The following is a 16,853-nucleotide window of genomic DNA, read 5'->3' on the forward strand; positions in this document are numbered from 1 at the left end:
CTTGAATTTTGATACAGGAGGTTATAGATTGGGTGGAGAAGAGATTGGTGAAGTATCCGATATTAACGGGGTTCCAATTAAGGTAGGCAGTACTGTGCGCTACATAAATACAGGTACTGTTGGCAATATTACTGACATCAAGCAGGATTCTGAAGGCGCATGGGCGCTGCTTGATGATACCGATCTGTATTACCGGGTGGATTTTCTGGAAGTTACAGCAATGAAGAAGGTTCCTAAGAAAGCTGAGAAAAAGAAAGAATACCAACCCCACAGGGAATCCTTAGAAGATATGGAATCATTTGATTCCGAACTCTCATCCCAGGCAACAGGGGGAGGCTGATCATTTGCCTTCCAGGAGTGTGAGTGAACGAATCCACTCACCCTCTGGTTCCCTGGATGTACCTACAACAAGGCGTTTAATATCTCCAACCTGCTCAACCATGCCCCTAGCATTCATAATCTCTCCTTCGATCACCTGTCCAGAATAGGTATGGGTATATGAGAGTACATGGTCAATTTCATTATGATCTATCATATATACAGATGGACTGTCGAATGCAAGATCTGAATTTGTGACCCTTGCTTTGATTTCCATATATCCCAGATCTGTACCGCGTTTGATAGGCTCTTTGATCTGGCTCCAGTCACGTACAAACAGAAGATCAAAATATGTTCCCTGAACCATGCCTCTATTGCCCTTGCGCTTTTCATGGACTATGAACTCTTCAAATGACAATTCTGGTTTTCTTTTGTTATAGATAAATTTCCACATCTCTTCACTGATATCCTCTATGGTCTCTCCTCTGGATTTTGCAGATATGAGTGCCCTGCGGGCATCGAACCAGGCATTTCCGTATACCACAAAATCAATATCTGAACTACTTTTCTGTAAACCAAGAAGCATTGAACCGGTTACCCCCATACATGATTCCGGTACTCCGGCAGATTTTAGATTATTTACAATATATTTTACACGCTCATCATTTTGTACAAGAAAAGGAATCCTTTCAGGCGGTGTCAATATCTGCTTTACCTGGTCTTCAGGAACTATGTGCACATCTTCCACCCACTCCGGTCTGTTTGATCTCATGAACTGGAAAGCATCATCAAAATCATATTTTCTGTATCTTATTTTGTTCAGTTTCCTGTCTCCGGTCTCATCGGGTACATATCTGAGCACGGAACGAATTCCATCTGGATGGAAATAATCTGCAACAGCAAAGATCCAGTTTTCTTTGGTTATAATAAAGTCCCTGATTCTAGTTTTTACCATTGATATCAATCCATTATTATTGGTTTTAAACGTTAGGCTCCTTCAGGCTATAATCTTTTAATATCAATGGAGATGTATTATTTAATTGTTTATGGACAGATATACTTGAAATAAAAAAATTTTACCAATCCTGATTTATTATGAATACTAACCATGATCTAAACGAATGGCTGATCAGAATCAGACGAGAGTTTCATAGCATACCTGAAAAGAGCTTTAGAGAATATAAAACCCAGCAGAAGATCATTGATATTCTAAACGACATAGGAATAGAATATGAAATGGTTGCAGGCACAGGTATAGTTGCAACCATAGATGGTATTGAATATGGAAAATGTATTGCCCTGCGGGCTGATATGGATGGTCTTGAGGTAACTGAACAATTGAGTGAAAAGAATCTGGAATATATTTCCCGGCATCCAGGATTCATGCATGCCTGTGGACATGATGCACATATGGCGATGGTGCTGGGCGCTGCAAAACTACTGAATAAAAACCGCAGATACTTCAGAGGGAGTATAAAGATCATTTTTCAACCTGCAGAGGAGCAGCCACCAGGCGGGGCAAGAGAAATGATCGCACAGGGAGCACTCGAAGGTGTTGATGCAATTATTGGCATCCATGTCTTCACAAATCTGGATACAGGTAAAGTTGCCCTTAAAAAAGGTGCTTTGATGGCCAGTTCAAACATGTTTTCCATGACTATTCAGGGCAAAGGCGGTCATCATTCAGACTATGATAAATGTATAGATCCTATTGCTATTGCTTCCGAATTTATATGCAGTATACGCAAAGAAATAGATCAAATACTTGGTCATGGCAGTTATGCGATGGGCTTTGGAAACATCCATAGTGGGTCACAGTTTAACAGGATTCCGGATTGTGCATATATGGATGGCAGTGTACGAACATTCTCCTGTGAGCATATTGGTATAATAGAAAATACATTCAGAAATGTCCTTGACAATCTGATGAAAAAATATTCTCTTAAACATCTACCAGACCTTCCATCATATACTCTGAAATTGAGCAGGGGGTATCCTGTACTTATTAACAATCCCGGATTTACAGAATCTGCAACTCGCTTTCTGGTTAATAATTTTGATAATATAGATCCTGAAATAAAAGAGTTCTTTGGCTCTGAAGATTTTGCATTTTATCTGCGTAAAATACCGGGTACTTTTATCCTGCTTGGTACAAAAAATATAGAAAAGGGTATTGTTGAGGGAAATCATTCCAACAGGTTTGATATAGATGAAGATATACTCATAAAGGGTTCAAATATAATGTATTGTTTGTCTATGGATTTTCTTAAAACTCCAGAGCCATATCTGATATAATTACGGGTCATGTGTCAGATCGGGCTGGCTCAAGTTCCCGAATAAGTGCGATTTCTTCACATTCAGGAAACTTTGGACATTTGATGCATCCGCTCCATACTTTGTGGGGGAGTGTGGATTTATCAACTTTTTCAAATCCGTTTTTTTCAAAAAACTCGGGTACGTATGAAAGTGTAAATACCTTTTTTACACCAAGAGTATACCCTTCATCTATACAGGCCTTCAATAAACTGGTTCCGATCTTCCTTTTGTTATGTTCAGCAATCACTGCCAGGGATAATATCTCGGCAAGATCTTCCCATACAACGTGCAGGGCACAGCAGCCAATTATCTCGTTGTTCTCTTCATATACGTAAAAATCACGTATGGATTCATACAGCTCGCTGAGAGATCTTGGCAGCATAAGCTCCTTTTTTGCATAATTATCAATGATTTTTTTCATTGGTTTAATATCGTCGATAACAGCTTTCCTTAACAATATCTTAATTCTCCGTACAGTATATTTCAGAATAAGAATTTATGTGGCGGGCGTGAAGGGATTTGAACCCCCGATTTACAGCTTAGGAGGCTGCCGCCATATCCTGACTAGGCCACACGCCCTGAATATGCAATATTTGAAAATGCAATATAGTATGTTAAACTTTTGGTCAGTCTAAATTCACAGATATTTTTCATAGAGCATATAGTGGCCATCTGGACGGTAGTAATCCTTTATTGCAGTATTTCCATTGATCACAATGGTTTCTCCTGCAGTTTCACTTATATTGGAGTATCCATTTTTCTCAAAGAATCTCTGTGACCTTAGATTCTCCGGTCCGATAGTAAGTTCGACCCGTGAGCATCCAAAATTTTTAAATTCGTCTTCAGCATACCGGAGAAAGGGATTGCCAATACCATGATTTTGAAGTGAGGGTTTGATACCTATCTGCCAGAGAAAACAGGTATCACTTCTGTTAAGCGATACCATTGAAAGAATCCAGCCTACAATCTCTTCATCATACTCTACTACAAAACAGCTATCTGAATTATACCTAAGCATTATCCTGTAAAAGTCCATTGTATAATTTCCAAGAGGTTTGCATTGTGGCACAAATTCATAGATATCCCTGAACTCACTCTCGTGACCTTTTCTGAATATAAGGTCATAGTTGTTTGAAACCTTTTGTTTCATAGCATCAACTACCTCTTTACAGGAAAATTATTTTTTTAAAATATTAAAAGGAGCGTTGTTTTAATAATACTCCTCAATCTCTGTAATAATCTCTGAGTAGAGTTCCATGTACTCATCTGTAGGTCTCATATCATAGCCAGAGTTTACAATATAACATGAATCAAATGGTTTTCCTTCAGGAGCATTGGATAATCTTTCTTCATACTTAGAATAGATCATGCCAATTATTTCATCTGCTTCTGCAAGATCCATATTAAGTGCAATTCTGCTAATTTCTCCCATAAACCTTGATTCAAGACCAGTTGATTGATCTGCTCTTGCACCTCTGCCACCAACAGGTCCTATCAGCATTTCCCTGCCACATACAGTATCACCGATTGCCTGGGCTGCGGTTTCATAGAACATCATGTCAGTACAGCAGCCTGCAAGATTCCAGTAGTACCTGGCAGTTGGATGGCTCATGTTTCTGGAGATTGCAAGAGATGATATGTTGGATGCCCACAATATTTCCTTTGCTGAGGATGAATTTGTATTCATGTGAACAGCACCTGATGCATGAAGACTTGCCCCGGTTACTAACCTGGATTGTATTGTTTCTGCAACATCAACAATTGCAAGTCCCTCAGCAGATCCTATACATGTACCTCCAAATACCGGGCATTGACCACTGAGGAAATTATTTCCATGTTCCTGATGGAATATTGATTTGTAGAATGTTTCAAAGTCCGTTTTCAATTCATCCAGTTGATAAACTTCCTGTACATCATTTCTAGAATATAGTTCATTGGAGGAAACCAGCATATATGCCTGTGAAATTGTTGGAGTACCGGGTCCAAACAGGGCAAGCCCTTCCCTTCCTGATATTTTGGTAGCCAGCCTTTCAAGCCTTGCTTCTTCAAGTGTTGCAAACATTTCTTCAGGACTCTTTGCCTTTATTGGTCCGTAATTCACGCTTTCCAGGGCTCCTGCATAAATTCCCTGTATAATAGGCTCTATTGCAGAACTGATGTGAAGATTGAGAAAATTCTTTTCAGAGACCGTACCTCCCATAGGACCTCCGATTATTACAGGTGGTTGCGGGTCCATTGGTGAACGTCCGATAACATCTATTTTTTCCCGGAAACTCCCTATTTCAAGGTTTTTTGGTGTGCCAAGGGATTTAAGAATGTCCTCTTCATCAATTTTGATCGATCTGCCGGTATCTGTGCAGTATATACCCACGTCGGTCAAAAGTTCGATAGCCGCTGAAAATACCGAATCTACCATATTCATGTCATAGGGTACAAAAGATGCTTCATCATACTCTATCCCATAATCGGATGCAAGCTCTTCGCAGTTCCTGAAAACATCCATATCATGTTTCGTTTCTTTCTTTTCTTCACCATCAAATGAACTTCTTAAGTATCTGTATATATCTGACATCCATAAGGCCTCCTATACTTAAATTAGGTTTGATGGTCATATATCACTAACGATACATTGATCATGTCAGTAAACTAAATAGCAATGCAGATTAATTTAAATTATCAGCAGAATAGTTTTATCTGACAGTGATGATGGGGGCAGTTACAGGATGAATTCAGATCCTAAAAAAATTGATGGGACTATCTTTGGACTTAATGCAGAAAAAGGTCGATGGATCATGGTCTTTCTTGGCATGGTCATAAACATCTGTCTTGGAAGTATCTATGCATGGAGTGTCTTTGTTGAACCTCTTACTGACCATTTCTTTCTGGAACTTGGAATAGAAGTAACTGCAAACGAGGTTCTTCTTCCATTCTCTGTGTTTCTTGCAGCATTTGCCATAACAATGCCTCTGGCAGGAAGATATATTGATGAATGGGGTCCAAGAAAAGCCACAATCATTGGAGGTCTTCTTACAGGCTCTGGCTGGCTGCTTGCTTCTACCGTACAATCTGTTGAAATGCTTTATCTGGTATATGGTTTAGTTGGAGGCACCGGAGTTGGAATTGCTTACGGTGTTCCTGTTGCAGTCTCAGCACGCTGGTTTCCAGACAGGCGTGGAACTGCTGTAGGTATGACTGTACTTGGTTTTGGTTTTTCAGCATTTATCAGTGCAAATGCAGCAGGTTATCTTATTCCTTTAATTGGTGTTATGGATACTTTCAGATTTTTTGGCATAGTTTTTTTGATCGTGATAACTCTGTCAGCACTTCCCCTTAAATTTCCTCCTGCAGGATGGCTTCCAATAGGATATGCTGTTCAGGATTCCAGAGCTGATCACCTATCTGAATATACCAGAAGCGATATGGTCCGAACTTCCACTTTTTATGGTCTATGGATATGTTATTTTATTGGATGCCTTGCCGGACTTATGGCTATCTCGATTGCACAGCCTGTAGGCACACAGCTTGCTGGTGTTACTTCCGCACTGGCTACAACAATGGTTGGTGTTTTTGCTATATTCAATGGTGGAGGCAGGCCGGTATTTGGCTGGCTAACTGACCGCTTGCTGCCTGGAAGGGCTGCATTATTCTCATTTCTGCTCATTGCAGCAGCTTCATTTATGATCTGGATATTTCCTTCTCCTCTAACGTATGTAGTTGCCTTCAGTATTTTATGGGGATGTCTTGGAGGATGGCTTGCAATCGCGCCAACCGCCACAGCACATTATTTTGGGATATATGATTATCCAAGGTGCTATGGAGTTGTTTTTCTTGCATATGGCGGCGGAGCAATAGCTGGTCCCCAACTTGCCGGATTCATTAAAGTCAGTACAGGTGAATATATTGGAGTATTTCCATATGTGATTCTCCTGGCAATTGCAGGCGCGATTGTGGCCTATTTCCTTCTTCGACCTGTAAATGCTAAAAGATGAAAAAAAATCAGTTGATTCGGATTTTCCCTATTTGGTGGTCATTATCATTGGAGTGTATTCAGGATAGAAGCTGTGTAAATTTTTCATCAACTGTGATGTTCAGGTCAATTCCAAGATCCTGCGGTGTATAGCCAAAAGCAAGCCCTAAAAGCTGTGTATAGTGCAGTACAGGAATTCTGTATTCTGTACCTTTTAGATCATTTAGCTCAGCCTGCCCGCTGTCAAATTGCATGTGACAGAATGGGCATGCATCCACAATACAATCTACTCCTGCTTCATCTATTATTGATAACTTGTGGCCTGCCATTTCAAGCGACTTTTCGTGCAATCCTGACCTGACACCCCCCCCTGCACCGCAACATTCACTCTTATCGGTATAGTCGACACTTTCAGCACCTGTAGCTTCAACAAGTTCATCAAAAAAATGTGGCCTTTCCACACTGTCAATAGCTCGATGCTGAGATGGTTTAATCATGTGGCATCCGTAATGGACCGCTACTCTCAGGTTCAGTGGATGTGTGACCATCTCCCGAATTTGTTCAGGACCCAGTTCTTCACTGAGAAATTCTATAATATGCCTTACTCTGATCTGACCTCTGAACTCAAATCCTATCTTCTCCAGGTGTTCATTGACCATCTTTCTGAGTTGTGGCTGTTCTTTTAGCTGAGCATTTGCTTCATTGAGTGACCCATAACAACCATTGCATATTGTCAGTATATCACGATCCAGTTTTTCCGCAAGTGAAATGTTGCGGGCTGCAATAGTCAGCCAGGTAGTTTTATCAAATGATCTGAACACACCTGGTGCAGGACAGCATGAGGCATCTTCAAGTTCAATGCAGTCAATACTCAGTCTTTCAAGACACAGATTTGTTGCTTTTTCTATTCCTGGATATCTGTTGGGCACAATACATCCCAGAAAAAGTGCCATTTTTGTCATAGTTCACTTTCCTGCCATTTATTCATTTGAATCATATTCTACAAGCATATCAAAACTGCATGATCTGAGGAGCTTTTTGAGATCGTCAAGTGCCTGGTCTCTGCTGGCAACTGTTGCTGGAAGTCTTCTAAGTCCCAGTTTTTCACGCTTGTCGATATTTTCCTGATTGATCGGTACTGCATGTCCTGTTTCAATAAACATATGGGCAACATTTCTGTGATGGAATTTCATGAACCCTTCTAATACTGCCTTTGAGCGAACGGCAAGTATAGTGTCAGCTATTCTGATTTTCCTTGGACATCTCTCCTGGCATGTATAGCATGTGGTGCACATCCACATCTCTTCTTCACCAAGATCAAATATCTTGCGAGAAGCTCTTCTAACCAGTTTTCTGACATTTAATGTCATATGTCTGCCCGAAGGACAACTTGCACTGCAGACACCACATTGCATGCACTTTAAGACATCAATGTTTTCATTTTTGAGTATTTCTTCTAATGTACCATGCATTAGTCATTCCTTCAGTATATACTATGTCTGACTGATCTAAGTTAAATCCTTTTCTGGATGCTCAGGTGGTATGTTGGGTATTACAGCTGAGCTCATGATATATCTGGTGATTTTAACCTATGTATATTTTTGTGTATAATTAATGTAAAAAAAACTTATGAGGAATTATCCCCTAAGTTCTTAGAACTTTTTTTTGATTATGAACATTGCAGCAAGAAGACCTGCAGCTGTCAGAATAGCTTCAAACCCGAGAGTTTCAGGCTCCTCATCAACTGGGTCATCAACAGGAGGTTCTGTAAACTGGTCTTCAATTTCAAATCCGACTGAACCCATTCTCCATCTTCATACCGCAAATAATCCTGATATATTCCCGGATACTCATTGCTTACAGATTTAAACTCGAACAGGAAGGGATTTTTTTATCATTGTAAGTCACTTTCATGTTCAGGTCTATGGTTTCATTTTCTACTGGATATTTAAGTTTATTTAGGAGAGAAAATAAGTATAAGAAAATATTTTATTAAGTGCCAAATTTAAATTTAAAATTTGGAATAAGTAAAAATTTATATAATATAATGATTTATCTTATTTTATTGTAAATAATCCTTATTAGATACTGATAATGTATTTAAATAATGCTTAATGTTTGGTGCTCCATAGAATAGGATTTGATTGAAAATTGCATGAGTTTAAGGTTCTAATTAGATATTAAAAAAATCAATAATTTCTTAAGATGCTGATTTTTTATTTTTCAGTATATTTTCATAGAGTCTAAATAATTTGGTATATATAAAATAAATAGGTGGGATAAACTAATGGATCAGAAAAAGAAAAAATTGTTTAAATTGACCTTAATTTCATGTGCTCTGATGATTGCGTTTTCATTCCCGGTGCTCTCGCATTCGCACGATGCCCATGAAATGGAGGGCGAATTTCTGGATGTCAGGAATGATATCCGTGCTATTGCTCAGAATATACATGATAACTCAGAACATATTTTGGAAGACGAATCACTTGATCCTGAAATAAGAGCTGTGGCAGAGGATGTACACCAGGTGGCACATAAAGTAGACAGATCTGCACATGATATCAGGCACTATATAGATGATGGTGAGTATTCAAAGGCTACAGATGAACTGGAGATTCTCAAATCATCTATAATTGAGCTGAACAGGCTGGTGCATGATCTCTGGGACTATGAATTATTTGAATTGCAACATCATGTGGATGAAATCCATGATGATATGCATGATCTTCAGCACAAATTTCAGGAATTTGAGGTGATGTTTTATGTATACATTGGTGACCGTGAATATACTGAAGAGACTCATGCAGATTCCAGTGATTTGTCAATAAATGAGAGATTACTGGAAATCAGAAATGAAATAAGAGCTCTGGCCCAGAAAATCCATGACGAATCTGAATATATTGCAGAAGATGAAGCACTTGATCCCGAAATAAGGGACGTTGCTGAAAAAGTGCACCAGCTGTCACATAAGGTTGACCGGTCTGCACATGATATCAGACACTACATCGATGATGGAGAGGTCGATAAAGCCAGGGACGAAATGACAAATTTAAGAAGCCTTGTTGTTTCTTTAAACAGCCTTGCACATGAACTGGATGATATCACTCCGGAATCACATAAACATCATGCAGATGAGGTACACCATGACATGCATGCGCTGCAGCATAAACTGGATGATTTCAGCCAGCTGCTCAGTGAGTGGTTAGAAAAGAATAGCAGTGATGAATATGATCTCTCCAGTGCAGAACCTGTTGCAGAAACTCCCGGGTTTGAAGCTATTCTGACCGCTGCAGGTCTTCTTGCTGCAATGTTCATTGTACGCAAAATTCATGATTAATAAGGAACTCATACAGAAGTTCCTTTAATTTTTTATAGTATACTGCAATTGTTTTTTTAAAAAAGCATAAGTCTAAAGATACCGAATGCCATAAATATTTAATTTATTAAATAATTAATTATAAACAAATGAATAGTTTAAAAACCATTGAGTATCTCAAAGATTCATATAGTAAACGTATTTGCCAGCTAGGAAAAGGCAAAAAATCAGGAAAAAAGATCGTTGGAACTTTCTGTATTTTTGTACCGGACGAGATAATCTTTGCTGCAGGTGCTGACCGGGTAATACTATGTGGAGGCAAGAATGATACCATTTCTATAGCAGAACAATATCTTCCAAGAAATATATGTCCACTTGTTAAGTCTTCCTTTGGCTCAATTGTCAATGATGGTTGCTCTGGTGTAAAATCCTGCTCCCATTTTGATATGGTGGATCTTATAGTAGCTGAAAATACCTGTGATAGCAAAAAGAAGATGTATGAGTTGCTGGATGATTATGTTCCAATCCATGTTATTGATCTTCCGCAAAGACCTGATAGTCCTGCAGCTCTGAATTATTTTTTAGATGAGCTTGATAGGTTTAAAAGCAGGATGGAGCAACTTACCGGAAATAAGGTTACTGATGAACAATTGAAAAAAGAAATAAAATCTTCGAATGAAATAAGGAAGCTGTTTCACAGGCTTTATGAACTGCGTAAAAAGGATCCATCTCCTATAAATGGTACAGATGTGCTAAAAATTCTTCAAAAACAATATTTCCTGTCAAAAGATGAGCTGAAAAAGTCTCTCAACATGCTGATCGATGAAGTTGAAGAAGTTGATCACAGAAATGAACACATGCCCAGAATAATGATATCTGGCTGCCCGATGTCTGGTGGAAATACAAAGGTGCCAGAAATTGTTGAGAGTAGAGGTGGAGTTATTGTTGCTGAAGAAAGCTGTACCGGAACACGATCATTCTGGGATCCGGTTGATGAAAATAAGGATCCAATGCTGGCACTGGCCCAACGCTATATCAAAATACCCTGTTCATGCATGAGTCCAAATGAAAGACGCATAGATCACATACTGGAACTTGCAAGGGAATTCAGGGTAGACGGAGTTGTATACTATACTTTGCAGTTCTGCCACGGATATAACATAGAAAAATATAAGGTGCAGCAGGCTCTCAAAGATGCTGGAATACCTATGCTATTTATTGAAACAGATTACAGTAACTCGGATGTGGAGCAGATCGGGGTTCGTGTGGATGCATTCATGGAGATGATTTCATGATATCAGCTGGAATTGATTCTGGATCTGCCACAACAAAGGCAGTTCTGGTAAGGGATGGGATAGACGTTTCGCATATTATAAGGCCTACAGCATTTGATTTTATTTCAGCAGCAGAAAAGGCATATGAGGAAATTCTTGATTATGCTGGAATTGGCAGAAAGGACGTTGATCATGTATATTCAACAGGATATGGCAGAGAAAGCATAAAATTTGCCGATAAAAATGTAAGTGAAATTACTGCTCATGCCCTGGGTGTGCTTCATCTGTATCCGGATGTGAACGGAATTATAGATATCGGAGGTCAGGACAGCAAAGTAATTTCTGTAAATAATGGCAGGGTAACTGATTTTTTAATGAACGATAAATGTGCTGCAGGTACAGGTAAATTTCTGGAGTATACTGCAAGAGCACTTGAAGTTTCAATAGGGGATCTGGGTGATCTAGCACTGGCTTCTAAAAAGCCTGCAGATATTTCAAGTATGTGCACTGTCTTTGCAGAATCAGAGGTTATATCACTTCGTGCAAAGGGACTTTCAAAAGAAGATATAGCAGCAGGTCTTATTGTGAGCATTGCCCGCAGGGTTGCCGTTATGGCCCGAAAAATCAGTCTCAAAAAGAATGTGGCATTTGTTGGAGGTGTGGCTAAGAATGTGGGCATCAAAAATGCCTTAGAATGGGAACTGGGAACAGAGCTTTACGTACCTCCAGAGCCACAGATTACAGGGGCGCTCGGGGCAGCACTTTATGGCAGCAGATGAGGTTCATATCTTGGATTAAGCACTCATTCAATCACAGATTTAACGCGATGCTAAATAGTCGAATTTTTATACTCGATTTTTAAAGATTTTTGATCAGAAACCGGTTGCACTCAGATAATTCAGGATTCTATTTTACTACAGATAAAGTGCATCAATAGGCTTAGACTAATGTAATTTATTTTTTAGTAAGTTGCAGGATTTTTTTGATCAAGTACATTATTTTGTCGTCAAGGGGATACCAACAGTTAATTATATATAATATTAAGTAGGTAATAAGTTACCTAATACCATGTATAACATCTACTATATTTCGGATTGCATGTCATATTGTTTCCACGCAATATAAAGAACTGTTCTCTGATTATATAGTTTTAATATGTATAAATGCCAGTTTATTCATTGTGATCAAATGGTTCATAATTGTTCAGGTGGAAAATAATAATCATTGACTTTCCCCTGAATTCGAAAAGGTCTGTGGTGATAAATAAATATGTGTGGAATTTTTAGTGTAATTGATAGAAATAGATCCAGAATGGATGGATCTGCTATAAAGGATGCTCTCAGTCTGATGGATGAGAGGGGGAGCGGAGAAGGTGCTGGTTATGTGGCATATGGGATATACCCTGATTTTCCAGACTGCTATGCCCTTCATGTCTTTTTTGATAACATAGTTGAACCAAAATCAAAGGTGGATGATCTTCTTAGCAAGTGGGGTGTGATTGTACATCAGGAGGAGATCCCTACTTATGAACAGCCCAGGCTTAAGAGACAGCATATCCCCTGGAGATACTTCTTCAAGCCCTATAAGGATCTGATGGTAGGGAGCCTGACCCCTGAGGAAGATATAATCATAAAGACGGTCATGAGTATAAACTCTGGAATTAATGGCGCACTGGTATTTTCTTCCGGAAAGAATATGGGTGTCTTTAAGGCTGCAGGATGGCCAGAGGATGTGGCCAATTTCTACCGTATCGACTCCTATAAGGGGTACATATGGCTTGCTCATAACCGCTATCCTACAAACACTCCTGGATGGTGGGGCGGTGCACATCCGTTTAATCTTCTGGACTGGAGCGTTGTTCACAACGGTGAGATCACATCCTATGGAACGAACCGCCAGTATGTTGAAAGCAATGGATATAAGTGTACAATGTCTACGGATACCGAAGTTGTAGCTTATCTCTTTGACCTGCTTGGCAGAAAGCATGAACTTCCCGAAAACTTTATCGTAAAAGCCCTGGCTCCCCATTTCTGGGATGAGATCGATTCAATGCAACCCCGGGAAAGAGAACTTAACCGGGCCATACGTCTGACATATGGGCCTGCAATGATGAACGGTCCCTTTGGAATAGTTGTGGCAAGAAGTGATGGGATTGTGGGATTTACAGATCGTATTAAACTCAGGCCTCTTGTGGTGGGAGATGATGGTGACAGACTCTATATCTCCAGCGAAGAGGCAGCAATACGCACAGTTGATCCTGATATAGAAAATATATACATGCCAAAGGCAGGAGAACCTGTTATCGGGAGAGCTGTCATATGAGTCTGGGAAGTATCCCCTTAAAATACAGGATAGATATCGATCGGGATCAGTGCATGCGGTGCATGAGGTGTGTAGAAAACTGTTCATATGGAGTATTCAGAAATGAAGAAGGTAAACTGATCCTCAATTCTCGAAAATGCACAGCATGTCACCGATGTATATCTATGTGCCCCAGAGATGCGATTTCACTCAAGGAACGCCCTGTAGATTATAGATCTCATTCTCTCTGGACAGGCGAGGCACGTGAGGATATCATCAACCAGTCCCGAACAGGTAAGATCTTACTGGCAGGAATGGGTAATGCAAAGGAATATCCGGTAATCTTTGACAGGCTGGTTCTGGATGCATGTCAGGTAACAAATCCAAGTATTGATCCTTTACGTGAACCAATGGAACTTCGGACCCACATAGGAAAAAAACCACCGAGGCTCGAGTTTAAAAAGAATGAGGATGGAGATGTGGATCTGATAACAGAACTTGCCCCAAATCTTGAACTTGAAACGCCGATTATGATCGGGCATATGAGCTACGGAGCGATCAGTCTTAATGCCCAGAGAAGTATTGCAAAGGCAGTCTCTAAAGTCGGTACATTCATGGGAACTGGTGAGGGTGGACTTCATGAGAGTATATATCCATATCAGGATAATATGATAGTTCAGGTAGCTTCAGGACGTTTTGGTGTTGATATCAATTATCTGGACAGGGGTGCAGCCATCGAGATCAAGATCGGTCAGGGTGCAAAGCCTGGCATAGGGGGTCATCTTCCTGGTGAGAAAGTATGTTCTGATGTTTCATGTACCAGAATGATTCCTCTTGGAAGTGATGCCATAAGTCCTGCACCCCACCATGATATCTATAGTATAGAGGATCTGGCACAGCTGGTAAGAGGTCTCAAGGAAGCCACCCAGTGGAAAAAACCTGTTTTTGTAAAGGTTGCAGCAGTTCATAACGTTGCAGCTATTGCAGCAGGAATTGCCCGTTCATCGGCGGATGCAGTTGTGATTGATGGATTCAGGGGAGGTACTGGTGCGGCACCCAAGGTTTTCCGTGATAATGTAGGAATTCCGATCGAAGCTGCCATTGCAAGTGTTGACCGGAAACTGAATGAACAGGGTATCAGGAATGAAATCTCAATAATTGCAAGCGGTGGGATCAGGAATAGTGCTGACATTGCAAAATCAATTGCTCTGGGTGCCGATGCTGTGTATATAGGAACTGCGGCACTGATTGCAATGGGATGCAGGGTGTGCGGAAGCTGCTACCGTGGTCTATGTCCCTGGGGAATCGCTACCCAACGAGAAGATCTTGTAAAGCGTCTGGATATAGAAAGCGGCTCAAGGCAGGTTGCAAATCTTATACATGCATGGACTTATGAACTTAGTGAATTGATGGGTGCTGCAGGTATAAACAGTATAGAAAGTTTAAGAGGAAACAGAGAACGTTTGAGGGGATACATGCTTGATGAAGGAACCCTCGATGTTTTACAGATAAAGCCAATAGGAGCATGATTTGCATGATACCCGATGAAAAGGTGGTTATTGATGCCCGGGGTATTCATTATACCCGGCTAAATGGATTGATAAGACAGGCCGTAGAAGACGGCGCCACTGAAATTGTGCTCAAAAACGTACTCGGGCAGAGATTTATTGCAGATGCCCTTAAAGCTGATGTCTGTATTGAAATATACGGAGTACCCGGAGGTGATCTTGGAATGTTTATGAGTGGACCTGTATGCATTGTGCATGGTAACTGTGAACATGCACCGGGTAATACAATGGATGATGGAAGGATCATTGTTCACGGAAGTACTGGTGATGCTGCTGCTCATAGTATGAGAGGTGGGAAAATATTTGTTAGGGATTACATTGGCTACCGTGGAGGCATACATATGAAAGAGTATGATCAGAAGAAGCCCACCCTTGTAATTGGCAAATCTGCACATGCCTTTCTTGGAGAATATATGGCTGGTGGTTTGATAATCATGCTTGGAATTGATCAGAAAGGTCCATTCCTTGAAAGAGGAATCGGCAGTGGTATACATGGCGGCAGGATAGTTATCCGTGGGCCTGTCGATGATCGCTATCTTGGCGTGGGTGCTAGAAAGATGGAATTGGATGAAAATATGCTTTGTGAGATACATTCTCTGGTAAAGGAATTCTGCAATTACTTCAATATTGATGATAAACCTCTGATGGATAATGATTATACGATCATTGGACCTTCAAGCAGCAGACCTTTTGCTGGTAAATATACCTGGGAGTGATACTGTGAATGAAAATACTTATCAAGAACTGGAAAAAGAGGTGTGGCTGAAGGGTATCTGTTCTGGATGTGGTGCATGCGTAGCGGTGTGTCCACCTGGATCTATATATTTTGAACCTGGTAAGTCATCTGATAATCCAATGCATACAGGCTATTGCAAATCAGCAGACGATGGTGTTGCATGTGGTGCATGTTACAATGTATGTCCCCGGGTAAAGGATAGTTTGATTGAAGAAAATGATCTTCTTGGGAATTATATGTGTATCATGTCTGCAAAATCCCAACTTGATATCCCACGCAGGCAGAGTGGTGGCGCAGTTACCGCGATGCTGGTGAATGCTCTTGAGACAGGTCTTATAGATGCGGTTGTTGTGGTTGCTGAGGATCCATGGACCCTGAAACCATACTCTGCTGTTATCTCTGATTCAGATTCAGTGGTAAGCAAAGCAGGTAGCAGATATAACTGGTGGGTACCTCTTGTATCAGCACTCAATGATGCTGTTATCAGACAGAAATACAGAAACATTGCAGTTGTTGGAGTTCCATGTGTAGCACAGGCTATCAGTAGGATTCGTGAAAGTGACCTTGATCTTCTGATGCCTTTTAGAGATTCTATTCGGTTGATGATAGGATTGTTCTGTACTGAAACATTTGACTACGTAAAACTTCTTGAAGAAAAACTGAGTAGAGAGCACTCAATACTTCCCTTTAAGGTGGAAAGGTTTGATGTGAAGGGCAAACTTGAGATCACTCTGGATGACGGTAATACCATCACATTTCCTCTTTCAGAACTGGAGGATTGTGTAAGGCCTGGATGTAATGTATGTACCGACTTTACGGCCAATTATTCAGATATTTCTGCAGGTTCTGTAGGCAGTCCCGATGGATATACTACTCTGATCATACGTACAGAAAAAGGAAAGAAACTGTTAGACAGTGCTATTGAAAAGGATAGGCTGACAATAATTGATGATTGTGATCTGGCGATAATTGAGAAATTGTCGGACAAAAAAAGAAAAAGGAAATAATATTGATCTGAATGAATAAAATATCAATTTTAAGGAATTCGGTATTGTGT

General features: G+C 40.2%; 17 protein-coding genes and 1 tRNA gene. 10 read left to right on the top strand and 8 right to left on the bottom strand.

What is annotated here, in order from left to right; translation table 11 throughout:
- Positions 1 to 28: 28 nt before the first annotated feature.
- Positions 29 to 340, top strand: a complete 312-nt coding sequence (locus MZHIL_RS01665; protein WP_013897636.1) for a DUF2098 domain-containing protein — start codon at positions 29 to 31, stop codon at positions 338 to 340.
- Here MZHIL_RS01665 and MZHIL_RS01670 read toward each other — a convergent pair whose 3' ends face one another.
- Positions 341 to 1,273 (bottom strand): nucleotidyltransferase domain-containing protein, encoded by a 933-nt coding sequence (locus MZHIL_RS01670; protein ID WP_013897637.1) that lies wholly within the window; start codon positions 1,271 to 1,273, stop codon positions 341 to 343.
- Between the two features lie 140 nt (positions 1,274 to 1,413).
- On the opposite strand from MZHIL_RS01670, the gene MZHIL_RS01675 reads away from it, so the two are divergent.
- Positions 1,414 to 2,613, top strand: coding sequence for a M20 metallopeptidase family protein (locus MZHIL_RS01675; protein WP_013897638.1), 1,200 nt, complete (start codon positions 1,414 to 1,416; stop codon positions 2,611 to 2,613).
- A gap of 7 nt (positions 2,614 to 2,620) precedes the next feature.
- On the opposite strand, the gene MZHIL_RS01680 is transcribed toward MZHIL_RS01675, so the two are convergent.
- The 4 genes from MZHIL_RS01680 to MZHIL_RS01695 form a co-directional block, all read right to left on the bottom strand.
- Complete coding sequence (locus MZHIL_RS01680) at positions 2,621 to 3,091, bottom strand: N-acetyltransferase (RefSeq protein WP_013897639.1); 471 nt, start codon at positions 3,089 to 3,091, stop codon at positions 2,621 to 2,623.
- A 44-nt stretch (positions 3,092 to 3,135) separates the two neighbouring features.
- Positions 3,136 to 3,213, bottom strand: a tRNA-Arg gene (locus MZHIL_RS01685).
- Between the two features lie 58 nt (positions 3,214 to 3,271).
- Positions 3,272 to 3,784 (bottom strand): GNAT family N-acetyltransferase, encoded by a 513-nt coding sequence (locus MZHIL_RS01690; RefSeq protein WP_013897640.1) that lies wholly within the window; start codon positions 3,782 to 3,784, stop codon positions 3,272 to 3,274.
- A gap of 60 nt (positions 3,785 to 3,844) precedes the next feature.
- Complete coding sequence (locus MZHIL_RS01695) at positions 3,845 to 5,206, bottom strand: monomethylamine:corrinoid methyltransferase (protein ID WP_013897641.1); 1,362 nt, start codon at positions 5,204 to 5,206, stop codon at positions 3,845 to 3,847.
- A gap of 151 nt (positions 5,207 to 5,357) precedes the next feature.
- Here MZHIL_RS01695 and MZHIL_RS01700 point away from each other — a divergent pair, with 151 nt between their 5' ends.
- Positions 5,358 to 6,623 carry an L-lactate MFS transporter gene (locus MZHIL_RS01700; protein WP_013897642.1) on the top strand — a complete coding sequence of 422 codons (1,266 nt, stop codon included), beginning with the start codon at positions 5,358 to 5,360 and terminating at the stop codon, positions 6,621 to 6,623.
- Between the two features lie 58 nt (positions 6,624 to 6,681).
- Here MZHIL_RS01700 and hdrB read toward each other — a convergent pair whose 3' ends face one another.
- The 3 genes from hdrB to MZHIL_RS10445 all read right to left on the bottom strand — a co-directional run bounded on the left by hdrB (position 6,682) and on the right by MZHIL_RS10445 (position 8,406).
- The gene (gene hdrB / locus MZHIL_RS01705; protein WP_013897643.1) at positions 6,682 to 7,563 is read right to left on the bottom strand and encodes a CoB--CoM heterodisulfide reductase subunit B; all 882 of its coding nucleotides are present in this window, start codon (positions 7,561 to 7,563) and stop codon (positions 6,682 to 6,684) included.
- 18 nt (positions 7,564 to 7,581) lie between these two features.
- Positions 7,582 to 8,073 carry a CoB--CoM heterodisulfide reductase subunit C gene (gene hdrC / locus MZHIL_RS01710; protein ID WP_013897644.1) on the bottom strand — a complete coding sequence of 164 codons (492 nt, stop codon included), beginning with the start codon at positions 8,071 to 8,073 and terminating at the stop codon, positions 7,582 to 7,584.
- Between the two features lie 180 nt (positions 8,074 to 8,253).
- Positions 8,254 to 8,406 carry a PGF-CTERM sorting domain-containing protein gene (locus tag MZHIL_RS10445; protein ID WP_013897645.1) on the bottom strand — a complete coding sequence of 51 codons (153 nt, stop codon included), beginning with the start codon at positions 8,404 to 8,406 and terminating at the stop codon, positions 8,254 to 8,256.
- 482 nt (positions 8,407 to 8,888) lie between these two features.
- On the opposite strand from MZHIL_RS10445, the gene MZHIL_RS01715 reads away from it, so the two are divergent.
- The 7 genes from MZHIL_RS01715 to MZHIL_RS01745 all read left to right on the top strand — a co-directional run bounded on the left by MZHIL_RS01715 (position 8,889) and on the right by MZHIL_RS01745 (position 16,803).
- Positions 8,889 to 9,938, top strand: a complete 1,050-nt coding sequence (locus MZHIL_RS01715; RefSeq protein WP_013897646.1) for a PGF-CTERM sorting domain-containing protein — start codon at positions 8,889 to 8,891, stop codon at positions 9,936 to 9,938.
- 128 nt (positions 9,939 to 10,066) lie between these two features.
- Positions 10,067 to 11,212: a double-cubane-cluster-containing anaerobic reductase gene (locus MZHIL_RS01720; RefSeq protein ID WP_013897647.1), complete on the top strand. Its 1,146-nt coding sequence runs from the start codon at positions 10,067 to 10,069 to the stop codon at positions 11,210 to 11,212.
- Entirely contained in the window at positions 11,209 to 11,970 is a 762-nt protein-coding gene (locus MZHIL_RS01725; protein WP_013897648.1) for an acyl-CoA dehydratase activase, read from the top strand. The genes MZHIL_RS01720 and MZHIL_RS01725 overlap by 4 nt, the downstream gene beginning before the upstream one ends.
- 490 nt (positions 11,971 to 12,460) lie before the next feature.
- Positions 12,461 to 13,513 carry a class II glutamine amidotransferase gene (locus MZHIL_RS01730; RefSeq protein ID WP_013897649.1) on the top strand — a complete coding sequence of 351 codons (1,053 nt, stop codon included), beginning with the start codon at positions 12,461 to 12,463 and terminating at the stop codon, positions 13,511 to 13,513.
- A complete protein-coding gene (locus tag MZHIL_RS01735; RefSeq protein WP_013897650.1) occupies positions 13,510 to 15,021 on the top strand; it encodes a glutamate synthase-related protein in 1,512 nt (503 codons plus the stop codon). Before MZHIL_RS01730 ends, MZHIL_RS01735 begins: the two co-directional genes overlap by 4 nt.
- Before the next feature lie 5 nt (positions 15,022 to 15,026).
- The gene (locus tag MZHIL_RS01740; RefSeq protein WP_013897651.1) at positions 15,027 to 15,776 is read left to right on the top strand and encodes a GltB/FmdC/FwdC-like GXGXG domain-containing protein; all 750 of its coding nucleotides are present in this window, start codon (positions 15,027 to 15,029) and stop codon (positions 15,774 to 15,776) included.
- 4 nt (positions 15,777 to 15,780) lie between these two features.
- Complete coding sequence (locus MZHIL_RS01745; RefSeq protein WP_013897652.1) at positions 15,781 to 16,803, top strand: Coenzyme F420 hydrogenase/dehydrogenase, beta subunit C-terminal domain; 1,023 nt, start codon at positions 15,781 to 15,783, stop codon at positions 16,801 to 16,803.
- Positions 16,804 to 16,853: the final 50 nt, after the last annotated feature.

It is taken from the genome of Methanosalsum zhilinae DSM 4017 (assembly GCF_000217995.1).
In the GTDB taxonomy this organism is placed as follows: Archaea; Halobacteriota; Methanosarcinia; order Methanosarcinales; family Methanosarcinaceae; genus Methanosalsum; species Methanosalsum zhilinae.

Coding starts and splice junctions, on each gene's coding strand:
- MZHIL_RS01670 (WP_013897637.1), bottom strand. CDS start 1,273: ATGGTAAAAACTAGAATCAGGGACTTTATTATAACCAAAGAAAACTGG.
- MZHIL_RS01675 (WP_013897638.1), top strand. CDS start 1,414: ATGAATACTAACCATGATCTAAACGAATGGCTGATCAGAATCAGACGA.
- MZHIL_RS01690 (WP_013897640.1), bottom strand. CDS start 3,784: ATGAAACAAAAGGTTTCAAACAACTATGACCTTATATTCAGAAAAGGT.
- MZHIL_RS01695 (WP_013897641.1), bottom strand. CDS start 5,206: ATGTCAGATATATACAGATACTTAAGAAGTTCATTTGATGGTGAAGAA.
- MZHIL_RS01700 (WP_013897642.1), top strand. CDS start 5,358: ATGAATTCAGATCCTAAAAAAATTGATGGGACTATCTTTGGACTTAAT.
- hdrB (WP_013897643.1), bottom strand. CDS start 7,563: ATGACAAAAATGGCACTTTTTCTGGGATGTATTGTGCCCAACAGATAT.
- hdrC (WP_013897644.1), bottom strand. CDS start 8,073: ATGCATGGTACATTAGAAGAAATACTCAAAAATGAAAACATTGATGTC.
- MZHIL_RS10445 (WP_013897645.1), bottom strand. CDS start 8,406: ATGGGTTCAGTCGGATTTGAAATTGAAGACCAGTTTACAGAACCTCCT.
- MZHIL_RS01715 (WP_013897646.1), top strand. CDS start 8,889: ATGGATCAGAAAAAGAAAAAATTGTTTAAATTGACCTTAATTTCATGT.
- MZHIL_RS01720 (WP_013897647.1), top strand. CDS start 10,067: ATGAATAGTTTAAAAACCATTGAGTATCTCAAAGATTCATATAGTAAA.
- MZHIL_RS01725 (WP_013897648.1), top strand. CDS start 11,209: ATGATATCAGCTGGAATTGATTCTGGATCTGCCACAACAAAGGCAGTT.
- MZHIL_RS01730 (WP_013897649.1), top strand. CDS start 12,461: ATGTGTGGAATTTTTAGTGTAATTGATAGAAATAGATCCAGAATGGAT.
- MZHIL_RS01735 (WP_013897650.1), top strand. CDS start 13,510: ATGAGTCTGGGAAGTATCCCCTTAAAATACAGGATAGATATCGATCGG.
- MZHIL_RS01740 (WP_013897651.1), top strand. CDS start 15,027: ATGATACCCGATGAAAAGGTGGTTATTGATGCCCGGGGTATTCATTAT.